Source organism: Rhodobacter aestuarii, assembly GCF_900156655.1.
GTDB lineage: Bacteria > Pseudomonadota > Alphaproteobacteria > Rhodobacterales > Rhodobacteraceae > Rhodobacter > Rhodobacter aestuarii.
Genome location: NZ_FTOG01000004.1, coordinates 78764 through 102317, shown reverse-complemented (window position 1 = coordinate 102317; position 23554 = coordinate 78764). Strand labels below are relative to the sequence as shown.

Genomic DNA, 23554 nt, shown 5'->3' with positions numbered 1-23554 from the left:
GCAGAGCACAGCCCCCGATGTTGCGCAAGCGGCCCAGTGCGCTAGGTTAAAGGCAGGCGCAACGAAAGGAGGGTCTATGCGGTTCCTCATCGGATTGATGCAAAGGCTTTCGCAGACCAACATTTTCCTGATCTCCGCCGGGGTCGCCTTCTATGCGATGCTGGCGGTCTTTCCGGGGCTGACGGCAACGATCTCAATTTGGAGCACCGTCGCCGACCCGATCGTAATCCGCGATTATTTAGGGGTCGCCGATAACTTCATCCCACCCGAAGCCTATGCGATTTTGGATGCGCAGGTGAGCGGGCTGGTGAACGGCCCCCGCGATGCCGTGGGGTGGGGCACGGTGATCTCGATTCTGTTTGCGCTTTGGTCCGCGCGCGCGGGCGTGGATGCGCTGATCAAAGGGTTGAACCTGATCCATGGCAGCGAAACCCGCACCACCTTCTTTGGCCTCGTCTTTGGCTACTTCATGACCGTGGCGCTGGTGGGGGTGATGCTGGCGGCGATGGCCACCATTGTCGCCGTTCCGGTGATTGTGAACTACCTGCCCTTCCACGCCACGATGAACTGGCTGCTGACATGGTTCCCGTGGCTGGCGATGGTGGGGCTGATGCTTTCGGTCCTTGGCGTGCTTTACCGCTTTGCCCCCTATAAGCCTGTGCGGCGCGATCCGTTCTTTTCCTGGGGGGCGGTGGTCGCCACGTTCCTTTGGGGCGCGGCCTCGCTGGGGCTAACCTATTACCTTGCGAACTTTGGCAGCTACAACAAGGTCTATGGCTCGCTTGGCGCGGTGATCGCGCTTTTGATGTGGCTCTATCTTGGCGCATTTTCGGTTTTGTTCGGCGCTGCGCTGAACGCCGAACAAGCTGAGCGGGTCAAGGCCGAGGCTTAGAAAAACGCCTGAAGCCCGGTGATGGCGCGGCCCAAAATCAGCGCATGCACATCATGCGTGCCCTCATAGGTGTTCACGGTTTCTAGGTTCACCATATGGCGGATCACCTGAAACTCTTGGCTGATGCCGTTGCCGCCATGCATGTCGCGCGCCATCCGCGCGACATCGAGCGCCTTGCCGCAATTGTTGCGCTTGATGACGGATATCATCTCGGGCGCAGCATTGGCTTCATCCATCAGCCGCCCCACCTGCAAGCAACCTTGTAGGCCAAGGCTGATCTCGGTCAGCATATTGGCGAGTTTGAGCTGGTAAAGCTGGGTCTGCGCGAGCGGTTTGTTGAACTGCTTGCGGTCGAGCCCGTAAGTCCGCGCGGCATTCATGCAAAACTCTGCTGCGCCAAGCACGCCCCAAGCAATGCCATAGCGCGCACGGTTGAGGCAGCCAAACGGCCCTTTCAGCCCTTCAACATTGGGCAAAAGCGCGTCTTCGCCAACCTCAACGTCCTCCATAACAATCTCGCCGGTGATCGAGGCGCGAAGCGAAAGCTTGCCCGCGATCTTCGGCGCCGACAGCCCTTTTAGACCCTTTTCCAGCACAAAGCCGCGAATTTTGCCGCCATGCGCCTCTGACTTTGCCCAAACCACAAAGACATCGGCAATCGGCGCGTTGGAGATCCACATCTTCGTGCCGGACAGCACATAGCCCGTCGCCGTTTTCTTCGCCACGGTCTTCAGGCTGGCCGGGTCCGACCCCGCATCGGGCTCAGTGAGCCCAAAGCAGCCGATCCATTCACCGCTGGCCAATTTGGGCAAATATTTATGCCGCTGTTCTTCAGAGCCATAGGCATAGATCGGATACATCACGAGGCTGGATTGCACCGACATCATCGAGCGATAGCCGCTGTCCACCCGCTCGATCTCGCGCGCAACCAGCCCATAGGCCACGTAAGAGGCACCAAGCCCGCCATATTCCTCAGGGATCGTGACCCCCAAAAGACCCATCGCACCCATTTCTCGAAAGATCGCCGGATCGGTCTCTTCCTCGGCAAAGGCTTTGATCACCCGTGGTTGCAGCTTTTCTTGCGCATAGGCGCGGGCCGCATCGCGCAGCATCCGCTCTTCTTCGGTCAACTGGGTCTCAAGCCGAAACGGGTCTTCCCAATCGAACCGGGCGAGGTCGGGGGCATCTTTGGGTTTCAGCGCCATGGGCTCCTCCTTGCGTTTCATGCTTTATGCGCGATGATATTGCGCAAAACTACCGTCATTCTGGCCGTAAATCATGCATGGAACACATAGATGAGCCTGCCGCGCCGCTATACCCCCTCGGTCTCGCTGCTGTCCGCCTTTGAGGCGGTGGTGCGCACGGGCTCGACCGCCGCCGCCGCACGGGAGCTTTCACTCACCCAAGGGGCGGTCAGCCGCTTGGTGCAAAACCTTGAGGGGCAATTGGGCGTGCAACTGTTCCGGCGCGAGGGGCGACGGCTGGTGCCAACCGAGGCCGCGCAATCTTACGCGCGCGACGTGCGCAAGGCGCTTGAACTGATCGCGCGCGCCTCTTTGGGCTTGCGGGCGAACCCCGGCGGCGGGGTGTTGAACTTGGCGATTTTGCCGACCTTTGGCACGCGTTGGCTTGCCCCGCGCTTGGCCGATTTTCTGGCAGAACATCCCGGCGTCACGCTGAACCTTGGCACGCGCATGCGGCCCTTTGATTTTGCGAGCGAAAGCTTTGATGCCGCCATTCACTTTGGCACGCGGCCTTGGCCCGATGCGGACCATCTGTTGCTGTTTGAAGAGCGGCTGATCGCCACCTGTTCGGCGGATTACGCGCGCGAAAACCATCTGAAACAGCCCGAGGATCTGCTCAATCAGTCTCTACTCCAGCTGGAATCGCGCCCAAATGCTTGGAACGCGTGGTGCGCGCATCATGGGCTTTCTGCCCCTGCACAGCGCGGGATCATGTTTGATCAATTCGCGCCAATGATGCAGGCCGCCGCGCATGGGGTGGGGTTGGCGCTTTTGCCCGAATTCCTTGCCAAGCCCGAAATTGCGGAGGGCCGGTTGGTGGCCGCCCCCGGCGAAATTGTCTCGGGCGTGGGGGCCTATCACCTTGTTTGGCCGGTGGGGGTTACCCCCTCCCCGGCGCTGGTGGCGTTTCGCGATTGGATCACCTGTGCCGCGGCTCAGTAATCTTTCTCAAAAAACAGCCCCAAGGCGCTCGCCCCATCAGACCCCACCGAGCCGCGTGCGGTGAGCTGCTTGGTGATATCAAGGTTCAGCGTGACCTCGGCCTGCCCGTTGCTATCAACAGACACGTCCGAATAGACGTTTTCGGAGATATATTTGCCCGCGCGCACCGTGGCATTGCCACTTGCATCGGTGCCAACATCAAGATCATCAAGCCCAAAGCCTTTGCGCAGCTTAGACACGATCCCCTCCCCGCCTTTGCCAGCCAGCGTCGCCACCGCCGTGGCAAGCTGCGCGGCTTGCAGCGCGGACAGGTTCGTCAGCCCCTTGTCAAACAAAAGCCGTGCCAGAACCTCTTCCTCCGGCAATTCGGGCGAAGACGCGATGGAAAGACCGGGTTCAGAGGCTGCGCCTTCCAGCGTCAGCGTGATCGCCGTGTCATCTTGATCGGTGGTGGCGGCAAACTTCACCCAAGGGGTGAGCGCGCCTTGCAACGCCACCTGCCCCTCGGCCAAGATGAAGCGCTTGCCCAGCACATCCAGCCGCCCGCGGATCAGGTTGAACTCGCCCACCGGCACAATATTCGCCGTGGTGCCCGTGACGCGCAATTGCCCGCCCAGTTCGGCATCAAGCCCACGACCGCGCACAAAAATCTGGTTTGGCGCCGAAACAGAGACATCCAGCGCGATGATCCGCCCCGGCCCGCTGCTTTCACCGCCGCCCGTATCAATCAAGCCAGCGCGGGTGCGGGTTTGGCGCACATCCGCAGGTTCATGCAGATGCGTCACCTCCGGGATCGTCGCCGCCCCACCAAGGCCCGAGGACGGGATGCGCAATTCGGTTTCCGCCAAGCTCAGCGCGCCAGAAATGCGCAAATTGCCCGTCAACCCGCCATTGACATTGAGGTTCCCCGAAAGCCGTGTGTCATAAAGCTGCGGGTCGCGCAGATGCGCCCGGTCAAGCACCAAAGACAGATCCGCCGGGAAGGGGCTGGCCAGTTGCACCGGGCCAGAAACGCGTAAGGTGCCGCCGCCCTCAAACTCCGCCTGCCCCGAAAGGCTGGCACTTCCGCCCGCAAGCTGGGCTTGCAGGGTGACGTTTTGCAGTGCTTGGCCCAACGTTGGCAGCGAAAGCCGCAGCCCTTGGCCGCGCAATTGCCCGGAAAGCGCCGAAAGCCCCGGCGCGCCTTGCAAGGCGAGGTCAAATGTCAGCGGCCCCTGCACGGAGCGCGGCTCGATCACCCCATTCAAAAGCGCCGATTCCGTGCGCCCGGCAATCGCCAGATCGGTGGTGGCAAAATCGCTGGCCACAGAGCCCTTCACCGTGGCCTCGGTCCCGCCCGGCCCGGTGCCGCGCAGATCAAGCCTGTAACTGTCTTCGCGCTGATCCAAACTGCCCGAAAGCGTGACCGGACCGGGGAAACCGGGCGCTAAAAGCGCGGCATTCGAAAGCTTCAGCGCGATATCGAGCAAGCTTTCATTCCCTGCGCGCGCTGTGGCGCTGGCCGTCAGTTGCGATGTGTTGATGTCAAGATTAGCCAGCCGAAAGCCGCGCTCACCCTCATCCACCGTCACAGAAAAGCGGCTCTGTCCTGCCAAAATTCGGTTCAACTGCGCTTGCGCGAGCGAAAGGTTCACCCCCTGCCCCGACAGCGTGATCTTGCGTGCCCCAAGCGGACCTTGCAGCACCAGTTTGGCATTGGCCGCCCCATTATAGCCGCCGCCAAGCTTACCCAAATCGCGCAAATCAAGCGTCGCGGTCAGATCATTGGCCGCGCTTGTCAGACGACCCTCGGCATTGAGCGAGAGCGCGTCAGATTTTGCCACAAGGCTGCGCAGGCTCAGCCCCGTTTCATCGCGCCGGGCAGAGGCGGTGATGGTGGCCCCGCCCGCCAAAAGCGCATCGGCCTGCGGTTGCGACAGCCGCAGATCAGGCGCGGTGATCGCGGCATCGGCGTCAAAAGCGCCGCTCAGAACCGTGTAATCCCCACTGATTTGCGCCGAAATAGAGCCTGAAAGCGCGCGCCCCGCGAGTTGCGAGAGGCTTTGCAGATGCTTGTGATCCGCGCGGATCACAGCCGAGACCACCCCCTCGTTCAACGAAAGTCGCCCGGTCGCTTCAAAGTCGCGCGTGGTCAGCCTGATTTGCGGCAGGTTGAGCGGTTTGCCCTCTTGCCAGAAAAACCGCACCGCGCCGGTAGCAAAGGCGCCCAAAGCCTCGGCCAGCGCGGGGTCGGAAAGTGCGATGCCCGTTGCGCCAAAATTCACGGTGCCGCCCGCCGTTGCGCTGCCTTCGACCGGCTGACCAATGCGGCCAGACCCGGAAAGGTTGATCCGATCGATGACATCTTCCGCTTCGGCGGTGCCACGCGTGAAACCCGTGATATCGCCTTGCAGCTTCCAACCATCGCCTTGCGCGCGGTTATAGCCCAGCGCCAAAGTGGCCGTGCGCAGACGCGTTTCGGGGCCAGAGAGGGGGAGCAAAACCGCCTCTCCCTCCAGCCCAACCTTGGCTTGTAGATCGAACCGATCCGGCAGGCCCGTGGGCAAAAGATCGACCGAACCCGTCACCTGCACCGCAGCGCCGTTCAGGGTCAGCTTCCGCAATTGCATCATACCGGTTGCGGTGCGGCTGCCGGCGGCTTCAAGCTGCGCATCCTTGCCGAAGAACTCTTGATATTCCGGCGGTAGAAGCGGCGAGACATCGCCCGCAAGCGCCACGTCAAACCCGCGTTCCGTTTCCCCCGCAACTTCGGTGCTGGTAAGCGCGATTTTACCCGAAAGGCGCTTTTGGCCTGCGGTGCTGAGCGCCACATCGGCGGCGAAGGTCTCAATCGGCCCCAACCCGCTCAGCGAAAGCGAGAGCGCCGGTTTGCCGGGCAGGTTCATCAGGGTCGCGGCAATGCCATCGGCCCCCTCGCTTACAAGCAGATCAACCAGCGTTGCATGCGTGTCATTGGCGTAGCTGGCAGCAAGCGAAAGCTGGCCCTTTGGCCCATCAATCCGTGCCACCTCCAGCTTGGTCTCCCCCGCGCCGCCCGCAAGCCGCATCGAACCGCTTAGCTTCAGCGCCACCGCTTGGCCCAAAACCGGGGCGCCCAGCGTCACCTTTTGCGCGTTGATTTTGCCGATTTGCACGGCAACCGGCAGATCGGGCAGAGCAAAGGGCGTAGCCTCAGGCGCGGTTGGATCCGGCTCACTTTGCGGCAGGCGTGGCAGATCGATGCTTTCGGCGGACAGCTCATCAATCAAAATCTCGCCGCGCAAAATCGCGGCCCGGTCCCATTGCAGCGCGCCGTTTTTGACCGTGATCCAAACACCCGTGTCATCGGCAATGGTCAAGCTATCGAAGGTCGCGCGCGACGACAGCGCCCCGGCAAAGCCCTCCAGCCGGATCGACCGACCTGCGCCGGAAAGATTATCTTCGATCAATCCGGTCAGATAGGATCGGTCGCGTTCGGTCTGATCTTCCTGTGCAAGCGCCTGAAATGGAAGGAAAAGAACAATAAGAAGCGCGAGAAACCGCATCAGAAGGTCTGCCCTATGCCAAGGTAGATTTGCGGGCCATCGCCCGTATCGCCGCTGACCGGGGCGGCCACATCAAGCCGGATCGGGCCAATCGGCGTTTTATAGCGCAGGCCAAGACCCGCGCCCGATTGCCAATCCCCTTCGGTATCGGAAAAGCCGCCCGCGCCGACAAAGCCCGCATCATAAAAGGCGACAACGCCGATGGATTTGGTGACGCCCACCCGGACCTCGCCAGAAAAGCCAAGGAAACGGTCCCCCCCGGTTTTGAGCGTGCCACCATCCAAAACCGAAACGCCCAAAGATTGGTAGGGCTGGCCGCGCACGGTGCCGCCCCCGCCGGAATAAAACAGGTAGTCGCGCGGTGTTTCCGCCAGATCAGAGCCGAAAACGCCGCCCAGCTGCGCGCGCCCAGCAAGCACCACACGTTCGCCAAAGGCACGATAGGCACGGAAATCGCCCGCCAGCCGTGCGCCTGACCCGGTGTTGGACAGGCCATAAAACGGCATCAAATCAAGCCGCCCGTAATAGCCCTTTGTCGCATCAGAACTGTTGTCGCGGTTGTCCCATGTCAGCGCGAGTGGGAGCGTAACAGCGCGGTAGATCGTGCGCCCAGTAGCATCGGTGATTTGGGACCATTCATAGCCAATCCCCGCCTCGCCAGTGAGGCGCGGGTTAAAGATATGGCTCAACCCAAAGCCCAGCCCAAAGCCGCGCTGGGTATAATCTTCTTCATCCGACTTGCTCAGTTCCGTGGTCAGATAGGCGGCGGTATCGGGGGTGAAGGTCGCAGGCCGATCAATCCGCGCGGCCAAGCTGTAATCCGCCCCGCCGGTCGAGCCGCCGATGCCCGAAACCTTGGCATCAAAGCGCAGCCGTTCGCCGCCGCCAAACAGGTTGCGATGCAGCCAATAGCCGGAAAGCGTCGCGCCATCGGTGCTGGAAAGCTCCGCCCCCACACCGATGCGGCGCGGTTTTGCCTCCACCACCGTCAGATCGGCATCCAGCAGATTGCCGTCGCGCAGTGTATCGGCCTCGGTCAGGGTGACCGAGGAAAAGATGCCAGTACGGCGCAGCCGATTGCGCACCGTTTCCAATTCCTCGGGCGAAAACCGCTTGCCGGAGGGAAAGCCCGCAATCGCGTAAAGCCGTTTCGCGCGCAGCCGCTTTTGCCCCTGCGCCTGCATTTGGCCAAACGTGGTCAGGGGCCCCGGCGCAAGGGTGATATCGGCGGCAATCGTGTTTGCGCGGTGATCGGCCACAATCGACTGATCTGACACGCGCGCTTTGGCATGGCCAAAATCGCGCCAGCCGCTGACGCCTGCCTGTGCCGCATCGACAATCACACTGGAACTTGCCACTTCGGGCACCCGGTATCCCTCTGGCAATTCGGTCTTTTCCGTCACCGGCGCAATGGCCGCTTTGGAAAACCGAAACACCGGGCCGGGCTCGACATGGATCGTGACGGCAGAGATTTGCGCGGGCGCATCCATTGGCGCGATCTGCGCCGCTTCGCGCCCATCAATGCGAATGGAGACGCGGCCGCCATAATAGCCCGCATCATAGAGCGCGCCGACAAGGCGGGCATAATCGGCACGCGCCGAAGCAAAGACATCTTGGGCATTGCTCTCGGAACTGGTGGCGGCGCTGCGCGTGAGCGAAGCGGCCTCTAGGGCAGAGGTGAGCGCCTTATCGGCGCCGGACGCTTCAAGCTGAAACGCGGTTTCTGCGGCAACGGGGGCGGCCAAGCTCATCCCAAATGCCAAGGCGGCAGCAAAACGATAGCGCGTCACTCTTCCCTCTTCCGCAGCAGCTTCCCCTTGATAGATGCAGCTTTGAACCGGGAATACCAGTGCCACGGGCGGAAATCCGCCCGTGAGATGCCTACCGGCACCGATTTCCGTGCCGGTCCGCTTAGCTGCGCAGGATCGAGCCGAAGATCCGGTCGAGATGGCTCGACATATAAAGGATCATCCATTTCGAAAACCGCTCGGGGTGACGATTCACCTCTGCTGCCAGATCATAAAGCCCAACCCAGCGGAGGTCCGACACCTCTTCTGGATCCGGCGCAATCGGCATTTGCGGCTTGGCGTAAGCTAAGTAAATATCGACCACTTCGTGTTCGATCATACCGCCCCCAACATCGGCGCGGTATTCCAGCTTGTCGGCATGCGCGGGGTAGAGCCCCGTGATGCCCAGCTCTTCCCGCAGCCTGCGCACAGCGCAAACCTCGGGACGCTCATCCCAATTGGGATGCGTGCAGCAAGTGTTCGCCCACAGGCCGGCGGAGTGGTACTTCAGATCAGCCCGACGCTGAATAAGTACCTGCTCCCCGTCCATGACGAAGATCGACACCGCTTTGTGGCGGAGTCCCTTGCGATGCACTTCTGTTTTATCCACCGGAGTCAGCGTGTCGCCGACCCAAGCAGGAATATGCTCGCTCATTTTTTCGATTCCGACCCAATGGAAACGTCCCCAAAGCATGCGCTCGGGGACGTTCTTTGTCAGCATGTCACCTTGTCCCTGAGACAGGTTGACGCGCCGGGCCGGTTAACGTGTTAACCCTTTGTTAACGGATCGCGTTAGCGATCACGAAACCGGGGCGTCGGCAGGCTTTTCAGTTTCCGCGCGACGCGCGAGTTCGGCACGGTAAAGCTGCACGAAATCAACCGGGTCAAGGTTGAAGGGCGGGAAGCCACCGTCACGGGTCACATCCGACACGATGCGGCGCACAAACGGGAACAATTGGCGCGGGCATTCGATCAGCAGGAACGGGTGCATCTGGTCTTCCGGCACGCCTTCGACGTGGAAGATCCCGCCGTAATCGACCTCAAGCAGGTAGAGCGGCGTTTCGGTCGCTTTGTTGGTGGCGGTGATCTTGAACTTGGTGATCACTTCATACTGGTTTTCGGCCGGGCGCTTGCGGGCATCGAGGCTCACTTGCACCTGCATCTCGGGCTGCACTTCGGCGCTTTGCAGGCCTTTGAGCGCAACAGCGTTTTCAAAAGACATGTCACGCACGAATTGCGCAAGGATGCTCATTTTGAGCTGTTGTTGCGGGGCGCCGTTCGGGGCATCGGTCATGGGTATCTCCCTATCGTTTGCGCTTGTTTAGCACCGGGTCTGGGTTGCCTCAATGGCGAGTCCAACCCGAATCCCCGCGCGACGACGGGTTTTTCGGATCAACTTCGAGGAATTCCCCCTCAATCACCGTGCCCGGCCCATCTTCATCGGCGCGGCGCGGTTGGCGCATATTGTAGCCCTGCACCACCACTTTGTTTTTCAACCGTGCGATCGCCAGCGCCCGCACCGGCGGCAGCAAAAGCAAAAGCCCCAGCGCATCGGTAAAGAAACCGGGCAGGATCAACAGCAGACCAGCAAACAAGATCAGCGCCTCATGCGCCAGAGGCACCGCCGGATCGCCAATGCCTTGCATCGCGGCGCGCAAATTCTGTGCGCGCTCCCCTTGCGAGCGCAGCACCATAAGACCGAGCGCAAAGGTCAACAGCACCGCGCCAATCGTGCCCCAAAGCCCCAAACGGCTGCCAATTTCAACAAACAGCCCAATCTCCAGGAGCGGCCAGGCCACGAATGCCAATATCACCCACATTGTTCTCTCCTATCGACGGTCTCGGGCATCGGTGGACTTGAATGCCCCGGTCCCTTACATAAGTGCGTAAGGTCGCCATACCACCACCCACGCGGAAAACCCATGAGCTCTGCCCTTCTTGAACTTGTCATCCTTGCGGCTATCGCGCTTTTTTTGATTTTCCGGCTCAAGAACGTGCTCGGCACGCGCGAGGGTTTTGAGAATGAAATCGAGCCCTTAGAGCGCCCAAGCCGCCGCGAAACTACGTCTTTCGAGGTGATCGAAGGCGGGCCGGACCGCGACATTGTGGATCATGTTCCCGAAGGCTCGGATGCCGCTGTGGCGCTGGCACAAATGAAGCGGGTGGAACCTTTGTTTGAGGTTGCCACCTTCTTGCAAGGCTCCCGCGCGGCTTATGAAATGATCTTGATGGCCTTTGAAAAGGGCGATCTGGAGCCCGTGCGGCCATTTCTCGCACCAGAGGTGTTCGACGCGTTTGAAGGCGCCGTGCAAGACCGCGAAGCCCGCGGACTGACGGTCCAGGCCGAGTTCTTGGGTCTGCGCGAACTCACCCTGACAGACGCGAGCTTTGACACCAACACCCGCGAGGCCGAGGTAACGGTACGCTTTGGCGGCGAGTTGATCTCGGTCGCGCGCGATGCCGCCGGTACGGTGGTCGAGGGCGACCCGAAAGTGCCGCGCAAGCAACGCGATAGCTGGACCTTTGCCCGCACCATGGGCAGCGCCGATCCGAACTGGCAGCTTGTCGCCACGGGCGGTTAAGCGATGCGCCGCCTCCAAGGTGGCCCAGCGCGCGGGAGGCGGCAATGAAACGACGGCGTCTGCTTTCGGCAGAAGAGCGTGAGGTTTGGGAAAAGGTCGCCGCGACCACCCATTCGATGCATAAGCGCGCGCCAATTTCTGCTGAAACAGAGCCTGAACCGGCAGAAAAGCACGGCCACCACCCGCCCAAGAAACCCCGGTTTGAGATGAAAGATTTTCAGATCGGCCCCTCTGCACCAGACCTAGGGTGGCGGGTGGATATGGCGCCCTCGCTTTCCGAACAACTGCACCGCCAGCCGGTGGTGATGGACCGCAAGACGCATCGCAACATGACGCGCGGCAAGCTGGAGCCGGAAGCCAAGATCGACCTGCACGGCATGACGATGGCGCAAGCGCATCCCGCGCTGATCCGCTTTGTGATGCAATCGCGCGACCGTGATTGTCGGCTTATTTTGGTGATCACTGGCAAGGGCAAGCGCGGCTTGGATGATGGGCCGATTCCGCAGCGCCAAGGCGTGTTGCGCCATCAGGTGCCGCAGTGGCTGCGCCTGCCGCCTTTGGGCACGGTGGTGATGCAGGTGACCGAGGCGCATCTGAAACACGGCGGCTCGGGCGCTTATTATGTATATTTGCGCCGCACGCGTTAACCGCCGCCCAGCGCGGTGATCGGCGACAGAATGATCTCGGTCGCATTTTCCACCGTCATCACCACACCGCTCGCCAAATTGGTGCGCGTTGCCTGTTCGCCTTCCAAGATCTTTGCCACCTGACCGGTGTTTTGCAGCAGCTTGATCAGCGCCGGATTGTTGGCCACGTTGAAATGACCATCGCGGGTGTTGAAAGCACCCACATCAATCAACGTCACCTTCAAATCGGCCACCCGCGCCACGTCTTTCAGGTTGCCCAACCGCGCCGCTTCCCCCGCGATCTGCGAAGAGAGTTTGAGCGCCTTATCCCGTTTTGAGGTGAAAATCACGAAAGGCTGCGGCAGCTTGCCAACGCTGCGCGCCTGTTCGCGAAACACATCCACGTCAATATCGGGCGAAATCAGCACCACGCCCGAAATGGCTGCGAGCGTCTCACGATCATGCGAAAGGGCCATCTGGCGCAGCGTTTCCATGCTCAGCGCCGACCCCATCGAATGCGCGACCAGCAAGATTTTCCGCGCCCCGGACCGGCGCATTTGCTGCAGCAATTCCTGCAACCCATCACGGGCAAAAAGCGCAGAATCGCGGTCATAGGCATAACCCAGCATATGCCCGCGCGAAGGCCAAGCATAATGCACCAAGGTCTCGGGTAGTTCAAAATCCTCGCCCATCTGCGCCAGCCGATAGATACCCTCGGCAAAATTGGTGTTGAACCCATGCACAAAGACCACCGCATCTCCGCCGCTTTGTATCAGGCTGCGGCGCAGGTCTGCGCGAAACGCGGCTGAGGCCGGATAGGTTTGTGCTTTCGAAATCGCGAAATCCGTCATCGGATCGACGCGCCGCCCTTTGAGCGGGTAGCGCAGGTCGCCTATGGCGCGCTCGGGCGGGATCGACACATCGAACCGGGCAAGTTGCAGGGTTTCGCTGCGTTCATAACCAAATTCAGCGCCGGTTTGCGGGTCCAAGCCGCGGGTCGAGCCGACAAACACCTTCATCTCTGCGCCGGGGGCTTGCTCAATAAAAGCCAGTTCCCCGCGAGGCGAACAGCCCAGCAGCACAATAAAAACGGCAAGAAAAATGCGGCGCATCAAAGCCTCCGGCCCGGTAGCTGGACGCAGGATAACAAAACCCGCGTCCTAAGCCAGAGGGTCAGAGCACGTAGCGGCTCAGGTCGGCCGATTGTGCAAGCGCACCAAGGTGTTTTTCCACAAAGGCGGCATCCACCGTCACGGTTTCGCCCGCGCGGTCCGGCGCGGTGAAGGAAAGCTCTTCAAAGACCCGCTCCATCACCGTGTAAAGCCGCCGCGCACCAATGTTTTCGACCGAGCGGTTGACCTCTGCCGCAATCCGCGCGAGCGCCGCAATGCCATCTTCGGTGAATTCGACCGTCACCTCTTCGGTGCCCATCAGCGCGGTATATTGGCGGGTGAGCGCATTGTCCGTTTCGGTCAGGATGCGGACAAAATCTTCCTCCGTCAGCGGGCGCAACTCCACCCGGATCGGCAAGCGGCCCTGCAATTCGGGCAAAAGGTCCGAGGGTTTGGAAATGTGGAACGCGCCCGAAGCGATGAAAAGGATATGATCGGTTTTCACCGGCCCGTGCTTGGTGGACACAGTCGTCCCTTCGATCAGCGGCAGCAAATCGCGCTGCACACCTTCGCGGCTCACATCGGCACCACGGGTTTCGGCCCGCGCGGCGACCTTGTCGATTTCATCCAAGAACACGATGCCCGATTGGCTCACCGCCTCCAGCGCCGCGTTCTTGACGGTTTCATCGTCCAAAAGCTTGTCGGCCTCTTCCGAGATCAGCACTTCATAGCTTTCGGCCACAGACATTTTGCGGCGCACCTTGCGGCCCCCGCCAAAGGCTTTGAACAGATCTTGCAAGCCTTGCATCTGCATTTCCATGCCCGGTGCGCCGCCCATCATCATTTGCGGGCCACCAGCGGGTTCGGCCACTTCAAGCTCGATTTGCTTATCGTCCAACTCGCCATCGCGCAGCTTGCGGCGGAACATTTCCCGCGTGGCTTCGCGCGCATCGGTGCCCGCCAGCGCCTCGATCACGCGTTCTTCGGCGGCTTTATGCGCCTTGGCCTTCACCTCTTCGCGCATATGTTCGCGGGTCTCGACCATCGCAACATCGGTCAGATCGCGGATGATCTGTTCCACATCGCGCCCCACATAACCCACCTCGGTGAATTTCGTGGCCTCGACCTTGAGGAACGGCGCTTTCGCCAGTTTCGCCAAACGGCGCGAGATTTCGGTTTTGCCCACACCGGTCGGCCCGATCATCAAGATGTTCTTCGGGTAAACCTCATCGCGCATATCGTCAGACAGGCGCTGACGCCGCCAACGGTTACGCAAAGCCACAGCCACGGCGCGTTTGGCATCAGATTGGCCGATAATGAAACGGTCGAGTTCAGAAACGATCTCGCGGGGGGTCAGATTGGTCATTTCGAAAGGCTTTCCACCGTCAGGTTGCCGTTGGTGTAAACACAAATCTCGGCGGCAATCGCCATCGCCTTGCGGGCAATCGCTTCGGCATCAAGATCGGTGTCAATCAGCGCGCGCGCCGCAGCAAGCGCATAGTTCCCGCCCGAACCAATGGCGGCAATGTCATGTTCGGGCTCCAGCACATCGCCCGCGCCGGTCAGCACATACAAATCGGCGCCATCGGTCACGATCAGCATGGCTTCCAAGTTGCGCAGATATTTATCGGTGCGCCAATCCTTGGCCAGTTCCACGCAAGCACGCGCCAATTGCCCCGGCGCTGCTTCGAGCTTTTTCTCAAGCCGTTCAAGGAGCGTAAAGGCATCTGCGGTGGAGCCTGCAAAGCCTGCCACCACCTCGCGCCCACCGGGGGTGAGGCGGCGCACCTTGCGCGCGGTGCCCTTGATCACGGTTTGGCCAAGGCTCACTTGCCCATCGCCCGCCACCACAACGCGGCCCCCTTTGCGCACGCCGATGATCGTTGTGCCATGCCAGCCGGGAAATTTTTCGTCGGTCATAAGATCCTCCGTTTGCGCCGATATGTGGGCCAATGGCGCGCCTTACAAGGTGACCGATTGCCCAGCGCCAAAGCAAAAGGGCGCCCGAAGGCGCCCCCGTGAAGCGAATGTGATCCGATCAGAGTTCGGATTCGATCCAGGATTTCAGCGCCGCTTTCGGGGCCGCACCGATTTTGTTGGACACAACCTGACCGTCTTTGAACATGAAAAGCGCCGGAATGCCGCGCACACCCAGTTGCGCCGGGCTGTCGGGGTTTTCGTCGACGTTCACTTTGACGATCTTCACCTTGCCATCCATTTCCGCCGAAAGCTCTTCCAGCGAGGGGCCGATTTGGCGGCAGGGGCCACACCATTCGGCCCAAAAATCGACGATCACGGGAATGTCGGATTGGCGCACTTCGGCGTCAAAGGTGGCATCGGTAACGGCGACGGTAGCCATGGGGCATCTCCTGCATTTGCGGTTGCGCGGAAGGTAGGGTTCTGCCGCTGTTCCGTCAAGAACTAGCGGGCAGCGCTAACGCATCATCCATTTGTGTATCCGAAAGCGGCATAATCTCGCCCGTCGTGGTCCACAGCAAAAGGCACTCCACCGCGCGGCCGGGATAGATTTGGCGCAACGCACCGCGATAGGCCGCCATTTGGCGCACCAACCCCAAAGGCACCTGATCGGCGGTTTGGGGCACCACGGCATTGGATTTGTAATCCAACACCCGCACCCGATCGGGCAAGATCTGCAACCGGTCCACGATGCCGTGGAGTTTTGGCCCGCCCAGTTCGGGCAAATCGGCGGTGAGCTCCACCTCGGCCAGCGTTGTGCCCGCAAGGAACCCCGCCGCCTTCACCGCTTTCAAAACCTTGCGGGCCTCGCGCAAAAGCGTCTCTGTTTCGTCATGATCGGCGTAGTCTTCGCCAAAGGCCAAAAGGTCTTTGGCAATCTCATCCCAGCGCTCTTCGGGCCATTGCGGCAGGTGTTCCAAAAGCAAGTGCAATTGCCGCCCGCGCCGCAAAGCGTCTTCTTGCGAAAGCAACGCCCCTTCGCCGGGCAGCGCCTTGGCCCCCCCAAGATCAGAGGCAGAGAGCGGCCGCTCTGCCGCCTCCGGTGCGCTCACACGTTCGCCCGCCCATGCGGGCAAGGCGACGGTTTGCGCCGCCGCCTTTTGCGCGGGCGTGCCGTTTGCGGGCCAATCCCCATGCGCGAAACGGCGAATATCGCCCAGCGCCTGCACCTCGGGTGAAAGCGCCGAAACAGTCTCTGTTCCGGCAGAATTCATCCCCGCTTCCATCAGCGCATACCAGCTTTCGCCGCTCTCATCCTCATCGCCCGCCAGCGCGATGATCAGCCATTTCTCGGCCCGGGTCATCGCCACATACAACAGCCGCAACCGCTCTTGCCGCTCGCGCGCGGCTTTGGCTTCTTGCGCCTCAGCCAAGGCGTCAGGCAGGGGTTTAAAACTGCCCTTCCAAAGCGCCGTGCCATCCTCTGTGCGCAAAATCTCTCCGCGGTTGGAGGCTTTGCGCGGCGCGGTATCGGGCAAAATCACGATCGGCGCTTCCAGCCCCTTGGAACCATGCACCGTCATCACCCGAAGCGCGCTGCCGGCCCCCTCAAGCTGGCGTTTGATGTCCACCTCTTCCGCGCCAAGCCAGGCCAAAAAGCCAGTCAAGCTCGGCACTTCGCTGCGCTCATAGGCCAAGGCCTGCGCAATCAGCGCATCAATCCCCTCTTCCGCCTCAGACCCAAGCCGGGCAAGCAATTTGCGCCGCCCGTCATGGCGAATAAGCAACCGCTCAATCAAATCATGCGGGCGCAAGAAATCTGCCTGATCGCGTAGGTCATGCAACACGGCCAGCACATCGTCCTGCGCGCTTTCACGCAAAGCCTGCCACAAAAACCCTTTGCGGCCATGCGCGAGCCGGAAGAGCGCATCTTCCCCCAAGCCAAAAAGCGGCGAGCGCAGCGCACCAGCCAGCGCCAAATCGTCCTCTGGCGTGGCCAAAAACGCCAAAACAGAGAGGATATCTTTCACCGCCAATTCGCCGCCAAGGCGCAGCCGGTCGGCCCCCGCCACCTCGATCCCGCGAGCTTTGCAGGCGCGGATAATCTCAAAAAACAGCCCCTGCCGCCCCTGCACCAGCACCAAAAAATCCCCCGCATGCACCGGGCGGGGCCCATCTTTATCGGGGATTTGCACACCTGCCGCGATCATTGCCGCAATTTCCGCCGCCACCGCGCGCGCCAGCACAACAGGCGCAGTTTCCGCGCCGGGCAGGTCCACCGGGTCCTCCCAATCGCCGGGTTCGACCTTTTCGGGCTTGGGCACCACGGGCCACAGGTCCACCCGGCCCGGCAGGTCTTCGTGAAAGGCCAAATGCTCGGGCACACCGCCCACACCCTCAGATGCCGGGCCTTGGAAGGTCAGGTCCACCAGCCGCAAAATCGCCAGCGACGAGCGGAAAGAATGCAGCAAAGCCGCATCTTGCAAGGGGCGCTGCACCGCTTGGAATTTTTCTGAAAAGCGGGTCTTTACCGCCTCAAAATGCTCCAAATCCGCGCCTTGGAAGGAATAGATCGACTGCTTGCGATCCCCCACCACAAAGATCGTGCGCGCCTCGCTGCGCGCGCCTTCGCCAGCGGTAAATTCATCGGCCAAGCGTTCAATCACCCGCCATTGCCCGGGCGAAGTGTCTTGCGCTTCATCCACCAAAATATGGTCGATCCCGCCATCGAGCTTGAACAAAACCCATTGCGCGGTGGCGGGGTTTTCAAGCAATGCGCCCGCGCGTTCGATCAAATCATCGAAATCCAGCCAGCCGCCTTGCGCCTTTTTCGCGGCCAAGCGGGGCAGCAGCACTTTGGCAAAGCGGTGCAACACTTGGGTCCGCTCCAGCGCTTGCAGAGCAATGGCTTGCTGGCGCGCTTCCAAAACTTGTTCCGCCAAATCCAAAAACGCCTCCGCCAGCGCGTCGCCCGCCGCTGCCGCGGCCCCTTTGGTCAAAAGGCCTTTGCGGACATGCGTGCCCTCTTTCACCAGAACCAGATCGGCCAAAGCCTCCAATTCCGGTAGCCCCGGGTCGGCAAAATCAATCGCCGCAAGCCCGGCGACGAGCTTTTGCATCGTCTTGCCCTTGTCGGTCTTGGCGGCGGCCATCACCTCAGAAATCAGCGCTGGCGTGCCCGCATCAAACACCCGCGCGGGCAGGGTTTGTAGCGTCAAACCCGCGGGGATTTGCAGTGCCTGCCGCAAAGTGGCTTCATCGAATTCGCCTGCAAAAGCATCTCTGTTCTGGCTGATTTCGGAAATTATGCTGCCCAAACTCGCGCCACTAAAGGCGCGCAAAAAGGCGTCAAATACCGGACGGTCGGTGCTGGTGGCAAGTTCTTCCAACACCTCTTCGCGCATCCGCTCGCCAGAGCGGTCATCAAGTTCGGCAAACCCATGCGAAACACCGGCTTCGAGCGGAAAGCGGCGCAACAGCGCGCCACAAAAGGCGTGGATGGTTTGGATCTTCAACCCGCCCGGTGCCTCGATCGCTTGGGCAAAAAGCCGCCGCGCGCGGGCAAGGCTTTCGGCATCCAGCGCACCTTCCACACCCAGCACCTGAAGTTCGGCACGCAGGCGCGCGTCATCCAGCATCGCCCAACCGCCAAGGCGCTTGAGCAGACGGTTTTGCATCTCCGCCGCCGCCGCCTTGGTATAGGTCAGGCACAGCACCTTTTGCGGCTCTGTTCCTGCAAAAAGCAGCCGGGCGACGCGGTCTGTCAGCACCCGGGTTTTGCCAGAACCGGCATTGGCCGACAGCCACGTAGAGCTGCCGGGGTCAGCGGCGCGGACCTGCCGCTCGGTCGCGTCGTTACGCTGGCTCATCCCACATCCTCCGGCACCGAAAGATCGGTGATATCCCATTCGCCGAAGCGCGAGATTTGGTCGTAATCGCTGCGCTCGCGCGTGGTCTCAAGCGCGCGGCGCGGCACAAAGCCCTGATCGCGGCGCAGATAGCGCGCCAAAAGCGCCTCCAACTTGGCCCAAGTTTCTTCAACATCTTCGGGCGCGAGCTTCAGTGTGCGGCATTCCCCCGTGCCACCGAGCCGAATGTAGCGCATCGCCGCAACTGCGCGCGGGCCAAGCTCGGCAAAAGCGCCGCGCGTGATCATTGCCGCTTCGAGCGGAAGCTGTTTGTCAAACGCGGCCACCTGCGGATCGGTTGGGACGGTGCCGGATTTGTAATCATACACAACCGCGCTGCCATCTCGCAGCACATCGATCCGGTCCGGCTTGGCGGTTAGGCGGAAGTTCAGTTTTGCCAGATCAACGCCGCCCTTAGTTTCAATCAGCGCGGGGCTGCCCTCGGCCCGGCGACCAAATTCCTGCGCCACCAAATTGGGGGCGATCCGCGCAATCCGCGCCAGCCACAACCGTTGCACAGAGGGCCAAGAGATCATCTCTGTCAGCGCGTCTTCGGCGATCTGCATCAAAAGCGCTTGCGCGTCTTCGGCTGTCATTTGCGGGTCAAAGGCATCGACAAATCGCTCCACCACCAAATGCAGCGCCTCGCCGCGCAGGCGCGGGTCTGGCTCTGGTGTTAGCGGGTCAAGCGGGTTGAGCCGCAGCACATTGCGGGCGTAAATCGCATAAGGGTCGCGGATCAGGGTTTTGATCGCGGTGACTGAAAGTTGCCTTGGCCGTGCATCCTCGGGCGGGCGCGGCGCGGGGCGCGGCGCAGGCGGCACGGTCACGGTGGGGGCTTCAAGAACCTGCGCCATCGCCATCCATTTGCCGCCCCGCGCGCGCATCGCTTGCAGCGCCTCGGGGCCCTGCGCATGGGGCAAGCCTTCCATCAGGTTCAATAACCGGTTGAGCCAACGCGAGGGCACGGTTTCGGCCTCCGCATCGCGGCGCGCGCGGCTCAGCACCACTTTCGGCGCGCCAATCGCTTGCTGAAAGTCATGTGCGGAAAGACCAATTTGCCGTTCGGGCAATAATAGACCCGCTTCCAGCCGCATTTGGCGGCTCAGCCACGGATCCGGCGCAGGAGCCTCGGGCCAGCTTTTTTCATTCAGCCCCGCCAAAATGGCAAGGTCAGCGCCATGCACCCGCGCCTCTAGCGTGCCGAGGAAAATCACCTTGGGATGTGCGGCAAGCGGGTTGCGCACTTGGCCTTTATCAAGCAGCGAGTCGATCAGATCGGCGTAGTTTCCGGCGCTGACCTCAAGCGCCTCTTCCGCCTCGCCGCGCAGTTCAGCAACCACACGCCACGCGGCCCGGCCAGCCTCGGCCTGCCACAATTCGCTCGCTTCGACCGTGCCAGCGGGGCCGGCGGCAAAACCGCTCAGAAGCGTCAAATGTGTCTCTAACCAAGCTGAAACGGGCTGCTTGGTTGGCGGCGCAATTTGCGCCAAAATCCTAGCAAGCCAATCGCCCCAAAGCGCGCAATCGCCGCCCACAGCCCCGGCCCAATCCTGGATGGCTTGCGGGGTCGGGAAGGCCGGGCCATCGCGGCGCAGCTTCAACTCCAAGTCACGGGTGAAGCGCAGATGGTCACCCCGGCTCGCACCCCCGGTCGCCACCAGCGGGTGTTTGAGCACGACCAAAAGCGCATCCAACGTGAGTGGCGCACAGGGCAGCCGCGCCAAATGCCGGATCAGCCGGCCCGGCGCCGAAAGTGCCAACGGAAGCCCGGCTGAATCATCGGGCACAATCCCCCAACGGTCGAGCGCGGCGGTGACGCGGCGGGTCAGCATCCGGTCGGGCGTGATCAGCGCTGCGCTTTGCCCCCGCTCCACCGCATCGCGCAGCACCAGTGCCAGAGAGAGTGCTTCTTGCCGTGGGTCGGCGGCCTCGATCAGCGTGATGTCTTGGCAAGCCTTTGGCAGGTCGGAAAGCCCCTGCCCCTCTTGCATCCATTGATCGGTGACCGGAGAGGGGCGCAGGGCAAGCGACACGAGCGCATTGCGCGCGGGCGCAGGCGGCGTGGCCTTTGTCCAAGGTTGGACCTGATCGGTGCTCATGGACAGAGCATCCAGCAAAGCACGGAAACGAAACTGCGGATGATCCTCAATCGGGAATGGGCCAGAATAGAGACTGTTCCAAGCCATTTTCGGCATATCAAAATCATAGCCGGGCAGCACCAGCGCGCCTTCGGGCAGGGTGGCGACGGCCTGCATCAAAAGCCGCGTCGCCCCGCGTGAGCCGGTGGAGCCTGCCACAATCACCCGCGGTGGGTTCGGCATCTCGGCCCAAGAGTGCGCAAAATGCTCAATCACCCGGCGCTGGCGCATTTCCGGGTGCGGGTCGCTGTCGGCGGCAAAAAACTGGCTGACGATGCGAATGAACTGCAGGCTTTGGCGCCAATGCTCGGCATGGCTGTCGCGAATATCAAGGCGCTCCAACGCCTCCGGCGCGACCCCCTCGCTGTGCATTTCATCCATCAAGGCGGCAAGGCTATCGGTCAGGGTAAAAATACCACTGCCGGTTTCAAACGCGGGCAGACCCCGGGCGAGCTGGTCCACCAAGCGCGCGAGTTCCAGTTTGCGGCGCAGGGGCGGCGCGGCAGGCGGCAGGCCCGGCACCGGAAAGCGCGACAGATCGGTGACCAAATGCAGGCGCGGCAGAAACCGGGTGCCGAGCCTGTCAAATTCCTCCCGCACCCTGCGCTGCATCCGGCCCGAGTTCAAAAACAACAGCGTTTGCGCCATTTCCTCGGGCGGGGCGTCGCCCAAACGGTCCACCAGACCGCGCACCAATTCGCGGGCGAAATCGACCCCACAAGGCAAGGCGAAGACTTTTTGCAGTTCAGCCGGCATCGCTCAGCATCCCTTCGGCAAGTGCAATGCAGTCGGGGCGGCCCACATCGCACCAGCCACCTCGATGCACCACCCCATAGGCGCGGCCCTCGGCAATGAAGCGATCCCACAAGAGGTTGAGCGAGAAAACGGGCTCCGAAATCGTCTCTATTCCAGCAGGATTGAGGATTTGCGCGCCAGTGTAAACGTAACCATTGCCGCGCGTGACGCGGCCTTCCTCGTCAAGGGCAAAGTCGCCCGCGCCCGCATAGCCAAGCGCGGCCTCGGTCGGCACAAGGGCGAACAAAACCTTCATGCGCGCGCCATCCCATGCGTCGCGCAAGGTGGTGAGCACATTTGGCCCAGTCCACGCCGCGTCGGTGTTGAGCGTGTAGACCGGCCCCGGCCCCAAAAGCGGCAACGCCTTGCGCAGGCCGCCGCCGGTTTCCAAGACCTTGCCGCTTTCATCGGAAATTTGCACCCCCGTGCCCGCCAGATGCGCCTGCACCTGATCGCCAAGGTAATGGGTGTTGGCGACCACGGTGCCGATTTTGGCACCCCAAACCAGATCCAGCGCATGGTCGATGAGCGGCTTGCCCGCCACCGCGATCAACGGCTTGGGGCGGTTTGCGGTGAGCGCCTTCATCCGGGTGCCAAGCCCGGCGGCAAAAAGCATCAGCGCGTCGGGGGCTTTGGACATGCGCGGGTCATCCTTTCGATCAAGGCGGCGTCTGGTGGCAAAAGCGCGGCCTCCACAGCTTGGCGCAGGGGGACAAGCGCTTCATGCGCAAGGTTGCGCTGAAGGTTCGCCCAAACCCGCGGCATCAACGGCAGATAACCGGGCTTGCCCGCCACCAAACAAAGCCGCGCAAAAATCCCCAAAATCCGCAGGGCGCGCTGCGCGCCCAAAAGCGCATAGCTTTGGCGGAAACTGTCCCCGTCAAACCCGCGCGCGGCGGCATAGCGAGCAACCTCGGTGGCCTCAATCGCGGCGGGAACATCGCGGCGAGCATCTTGCAAGGCAGAGACCAGATCATAGGCCGGATGGGTCGCCACCGCGTCTTGAAAATCCAACAGGCCCAGTTGGGCTGCACCCGCACGCTGCGGCAACCAAATCACGTTTTCCGCGTGGAAGTCACGCAAGGAAAGCACAGGCAAAATAGGCTCTATTTCGGCATAAAGCTGGGTAATAAGCGGTGCGATGTCCTGCGCCGCCCGACTGTCGCGCAGCGGATACCATTCGGGCAAGATCGCCGCCAAATCGCCAAGGCCAGGGCCATCAAGCGCGGGCAAAAAGGCGGGTGCGGGGCGGCGGTGCAGGTCCAACAGAAAATCGGTGATCGCGGCGTAATAACTCGCTTCGCGCTCTGGGTGGCGGGTGAGCAGCCGCGCCAGAAGATCATCACCAAAATCTTCCAAAAGCATCAGGCCCAGATCAGGATCGGCGGCCAGAATGCGCGGGGCGGAAAAGCCTTGCTCCAAAAGCCATGCATCAATGCGGCAAAAGCGGGCGAATTCATCGCCGGGCGGGGCGATCATCAGCACCGCGGTTTCGGCCCCATGCGTCAGCCGTTCATAGAGGCGTGCGGACGCATCGCCCGCAAGTGCTGCGCGCGCGGTCACCCCCCAACCCGAGCGGGTCAGAAACGCGCGGATTTCATCCTCTTGCGCCATCACAGCCCCTCAAGCCGCTTGGCCCACTCAGCATCGCCATGAAAAGCGACTTGGCGCGCGGCACCACCATCGGTAAGCGAAAACCGCAAGGTTAGAGCCTTTTCAGGCTGCAAACTGCCCAAACGCTCGGGCCATTCGATGAGGCAAATGGCGGTTTCAAACGCCTCGTCGAGCCCCAGCTCAATCACCTCATCCGGGTGGGTAAGGCGGTAAAGATCGGCATGCCAAATCTCGGGCGCCTCGCCATAGGTTTGCACCAAGGTGAAGGTCGGCGAGGGCACATCTTCCATCCGCCCCAGAAAAGCGCGGATCAGGCTGCGGGCGAAATGGGTCTTGCCCGCGCCAATTGGGCCGTCGAGCAGCAGCACATCGCCCGGCTCGACCAGCGCGGCAAACTGCACGCCAAGCTGTTCAGTGGCGTCGGCATCAGGCAGATTAAGGGTGCGGACTTCGGGTTGTGCGGACATGCG

The 23554-nt window shown here is 61.6% G+C and carries 19 protein-coding genes; 4 read left to right on the top strand and 15 right to left on the bottom strand.

Annotated elements, in window-relative coordinates:
* Nucleotides 1-76 precede the first annotated feature (76 nt).
* On the top strand, nucleotides 77-892 hold the full coding sequence (locus BW967_RS07040; RefSeq protein ID WP_076484356.1) for a YihY/virulence factor BrkB family protein: 816 nt from the start codon (nucleotides 77-79) through the stop codon (nucleotides 890-892).
* Here BW967_RS07040 and BW967_RS07035 read toward each other — a convergent pair.
* Complete coding sequence (locus BW967_RS07035) at nucleotides 889-2097, bottom strand: acyl-CoA dehydrogenase (protein WP_076484355.1); 1209 nt, start codon at nucleotides 2095-2097, stop codon at nucleotides 889-891. The genes BW967_RS07040 and BW967_RS07035 overlap by 4 nt on opposite strands.
* 90 nt (nucleotides 2098-2187) lie before the next feature.
* Between BW967_RS07035 and BW967_RS07030 the strand changes: the two genes are divergently transcribed.
* On the top strand, nucleotides 2188-3078 hold the full coding sequence (locus BW967_RS07030) for a LysR family transcriptional regulator (RefSeq protein ID WP_076484354.1): 891 nt from the start codon (nucleotides 2188-2190) through the stop codon (nucleotides 3076-3078).
* Here BW967_RS07030 and BW967_RS07025 read toward each other — a convergent pair.
* From BW967_RS07025 to BW967_RS07005, 5 genes are all read right to left on the bottom strand, one after another.
* The gene (locus BW967_RS07025; RefSeq protein ID WP_076484353.1) at nucleotides 3072-6602 is read right to left on the bottom strand and encodes a translocation/assembly module TamB domain-containing protein; all 3531 of its coding nucleotides are present in this window, start codon (nucleotides 6600-6602) and stop codon (nucleotides 3072-3074) included. The two genes, BW967_RS07030 and BW967_RS07025, sit on opposite strands and share 7 nt — an antisense overlap.
* Complete coding sequence (locus tag BW967_RS07020) at nucleotides 6602-8392, bottom strand: autotransporter assembly complex protein TamA (RefSeq protein WP_245826473.1); 1791 nt, start codon at nucleotides 8390-8392, stop codon at nucleotides 6602-6604. The genes BW967_RS07025 and BW967_RS07020 overlap by 1 nt, the downstream gene beginning before the upstream one ends.
* Nucleotides 8393-8513: 121 nt before the next feature.
* Nucleotides 8514-9044 carry an isopentenyl-diphosphate Delta-isomerase gene (locus BW967_RS07015; protein ID WP_076484530.1) on the bottom strand — a complete coding sequence of 177 codons (531 nt, stop codon included), beginning with the start codon at nucleotides 9042-9044 and terminating at the stop codon, nucleotides 8514-8516.
* A gap of 144 nt (nucleotides 9045-9188) precedes the next feature.
* Nucleotides 9189-9683 carry a protein-export chaperone SecB gene (gene secB, locus BW967_RS07010; protein WP_076484352.1) on the bottom strand — a complete coding sequence of 165 codons (495 nt, stop codon included), beginning with the start codon at nucleotides 9681-9683 and terminating at the stop codon, nucleotides 9189-9191.
* A 49-nt stretch (nucleotides 9684-9732) separates the two neighbouring features.
* Nucleotides 9733-10209, bottom strand: a complete 477-nt coding sequence (locus tag BW967_RS07005; RefSeq protein ID WP_076484351.1) for an FxsA family protein — start codon at nucleotides 10207-10209, stop codon at nucleotides 9733-9735.
* A 102-nt stretch (nucleotides 10210-10311) separates the two neighbouring features.
* Between BW967_RS07005 and BW967_RS07000 the strand changes: the two genes are divergently transcribed.
* The gene (locus BW967_RS07000) at nucleotides 10312-10971 is read left to right on the top strand and encodes a Tim44/TimA family putative adaptor protein (RefSeq protein ID WP_076484350.1); all 660 of its coding nucleotides are present in this window, start codon (nucleotides 10312-10314) and stop codon (nucleotides 10969-10971) included.
* Nucleotides 10972-11015: 44 nt separating this feature from the next.
* Nucleotides 11016-11618, top strand: a complete 603-nt coding sequence (locus BW967_RS06995; RefSeq protein ID WP_076484349.1) for a Smr/MutS family protein — start codon at nucleotides 11016-11018, stop codon at nucleotides 11616-11618.
* On the opposite strand, the gene BW967_RS06990 is transcribed toward BW967_RS06995, so the two are convergent.
* The 9 genes from BW967_RS06990 to tsaE all read right to left on the bottom strand — a co-directional run bounded on the left by BW967_RS06990 (nucleotide 11615) and on the right by tsaE (nucleotide 23551).
* Nucleotides 11615-12709, bottom strand: a complete 1095-nt coding sequence (locus tag BW967_RS06990; protein ID WP_083952019.1) for an alpha/beta hydrolase — start codon at nucleotides 12707-12709, stop codon at nucleotides 11615-11617. The two genes, BW967_RS06995 and BW967_RS06990, sit on opposite strands and share 4 nt — an antisense overlap.
* A gap of 61 nt (nucleotides 12710-12770) precedes the next feature.
* A complete protein-coding gene (gene hslU / locus BW967_RS06985) occupies nucleotides 12771-14075 on the bottom strand; it encodes an ATP-dependent protease ATPase subunit HslU (RefSeq protein ID WP_076484347.1) in 1305 nt (434 codons plus the stop codon).
* Nucleotides 14072-14629: an ATP-dependent protease subunit HslV gene (gene hslV / locus BW967_RS06980; protein WP_076484346.1), complete on the bottom strand. Its 558-nt coding sequence runs from the start codon at nucleotides 14627-14629 to the stop codon at nucleotides 14072-14074. Before hslV ends, hslU begins: the two co-directional genes overlap by 4 nt.
* Nucleotides 14630-14747: 118 nt before the next feature.
* The gene (trxA, locus tag BW967_RS06975; RefSeq protein ID WP_076484345.1) at nucleotides 14748-15068 is read right to left on the bottom strand and encodes a thioredoxin; all 321 of its coding nucleotides are present in this window, start codon (nucleotides 15066-15068) and stop codon (nucleotides 14748-14750) included.
* Nucleotides 15069-15123: 55 nt separating this feature from the next.
* Entirely contained in the window at nucleotides 15124-18495 is a 3372-nt protein-coding gene (gene addA, locus BW967_RS06970; protein WP_076484344.1) for a double-strand break repair helicase AddA, read from the bottom strand.
* Nucleotides 18492-21431, bottom strand: a complete 2940-nt coding sequence (locus BW967_RS06965) for a PD-(D/E)XK nuclease family protein (RefSeq protein ID WP_076484343.1) — start codon at nucleotides 21429-21431, stop codon at nucleotides 18492-18494. The genes addA and BW967_RS06965 overlap by 4 nt, the downstream gene beginning before the upstream one ends.
* Nucleotides 21421-22110 carry a nucleotidyltransferase family protein gene (locus tag BW967_RS06960; protein ID WP_076484342.1) on the bottom strand — a complete coding sequence of 230 codons (690 nt, stop codon included), beginning with the start codon at nucleotides 22108-22110 and terminating at the stop codon, nucleotides 21421-21423. Before BW967_RS06960 ends, BW967_RS06965 begins: the two co-directional genes overlap by 11 nt.
* The gene (locus BW967_RS06955; protein WP_076484341.1) at nucleotides 22086-23084 is read right to left on the bottom strand and encodes an aminoglycoside phosphotransferase family protein; all 999 of its coding nucleotides are present in this window, start codon (nucleotides 23082-23084) and stop codon (nucleotides 22086-22088) included. Before BW967_RS06955 ends, BW967_RS06960 begins: the two co-directional genes overlap by 25 nt.
* Nucleotides 23084-23551, bottom strand: a complete 468-nt coding sequence (gene tsaE / locus BW967_RS06950; protein ID WP_076484340.1) for a tRNA (adenosine(37)-N6)-threonylcarbamoyltransferase complex ATPase subunit type 1 TsaE — start codon at nucleotides 23549-23551, stop codon at nucleotides 23084-23086. Before tsaE ends, BW967_RS06955 begins: the two co-directional genes overlap by 1 nt.
* Nucleotides 23552-23554: the final 3 nt, after the last annotated feature.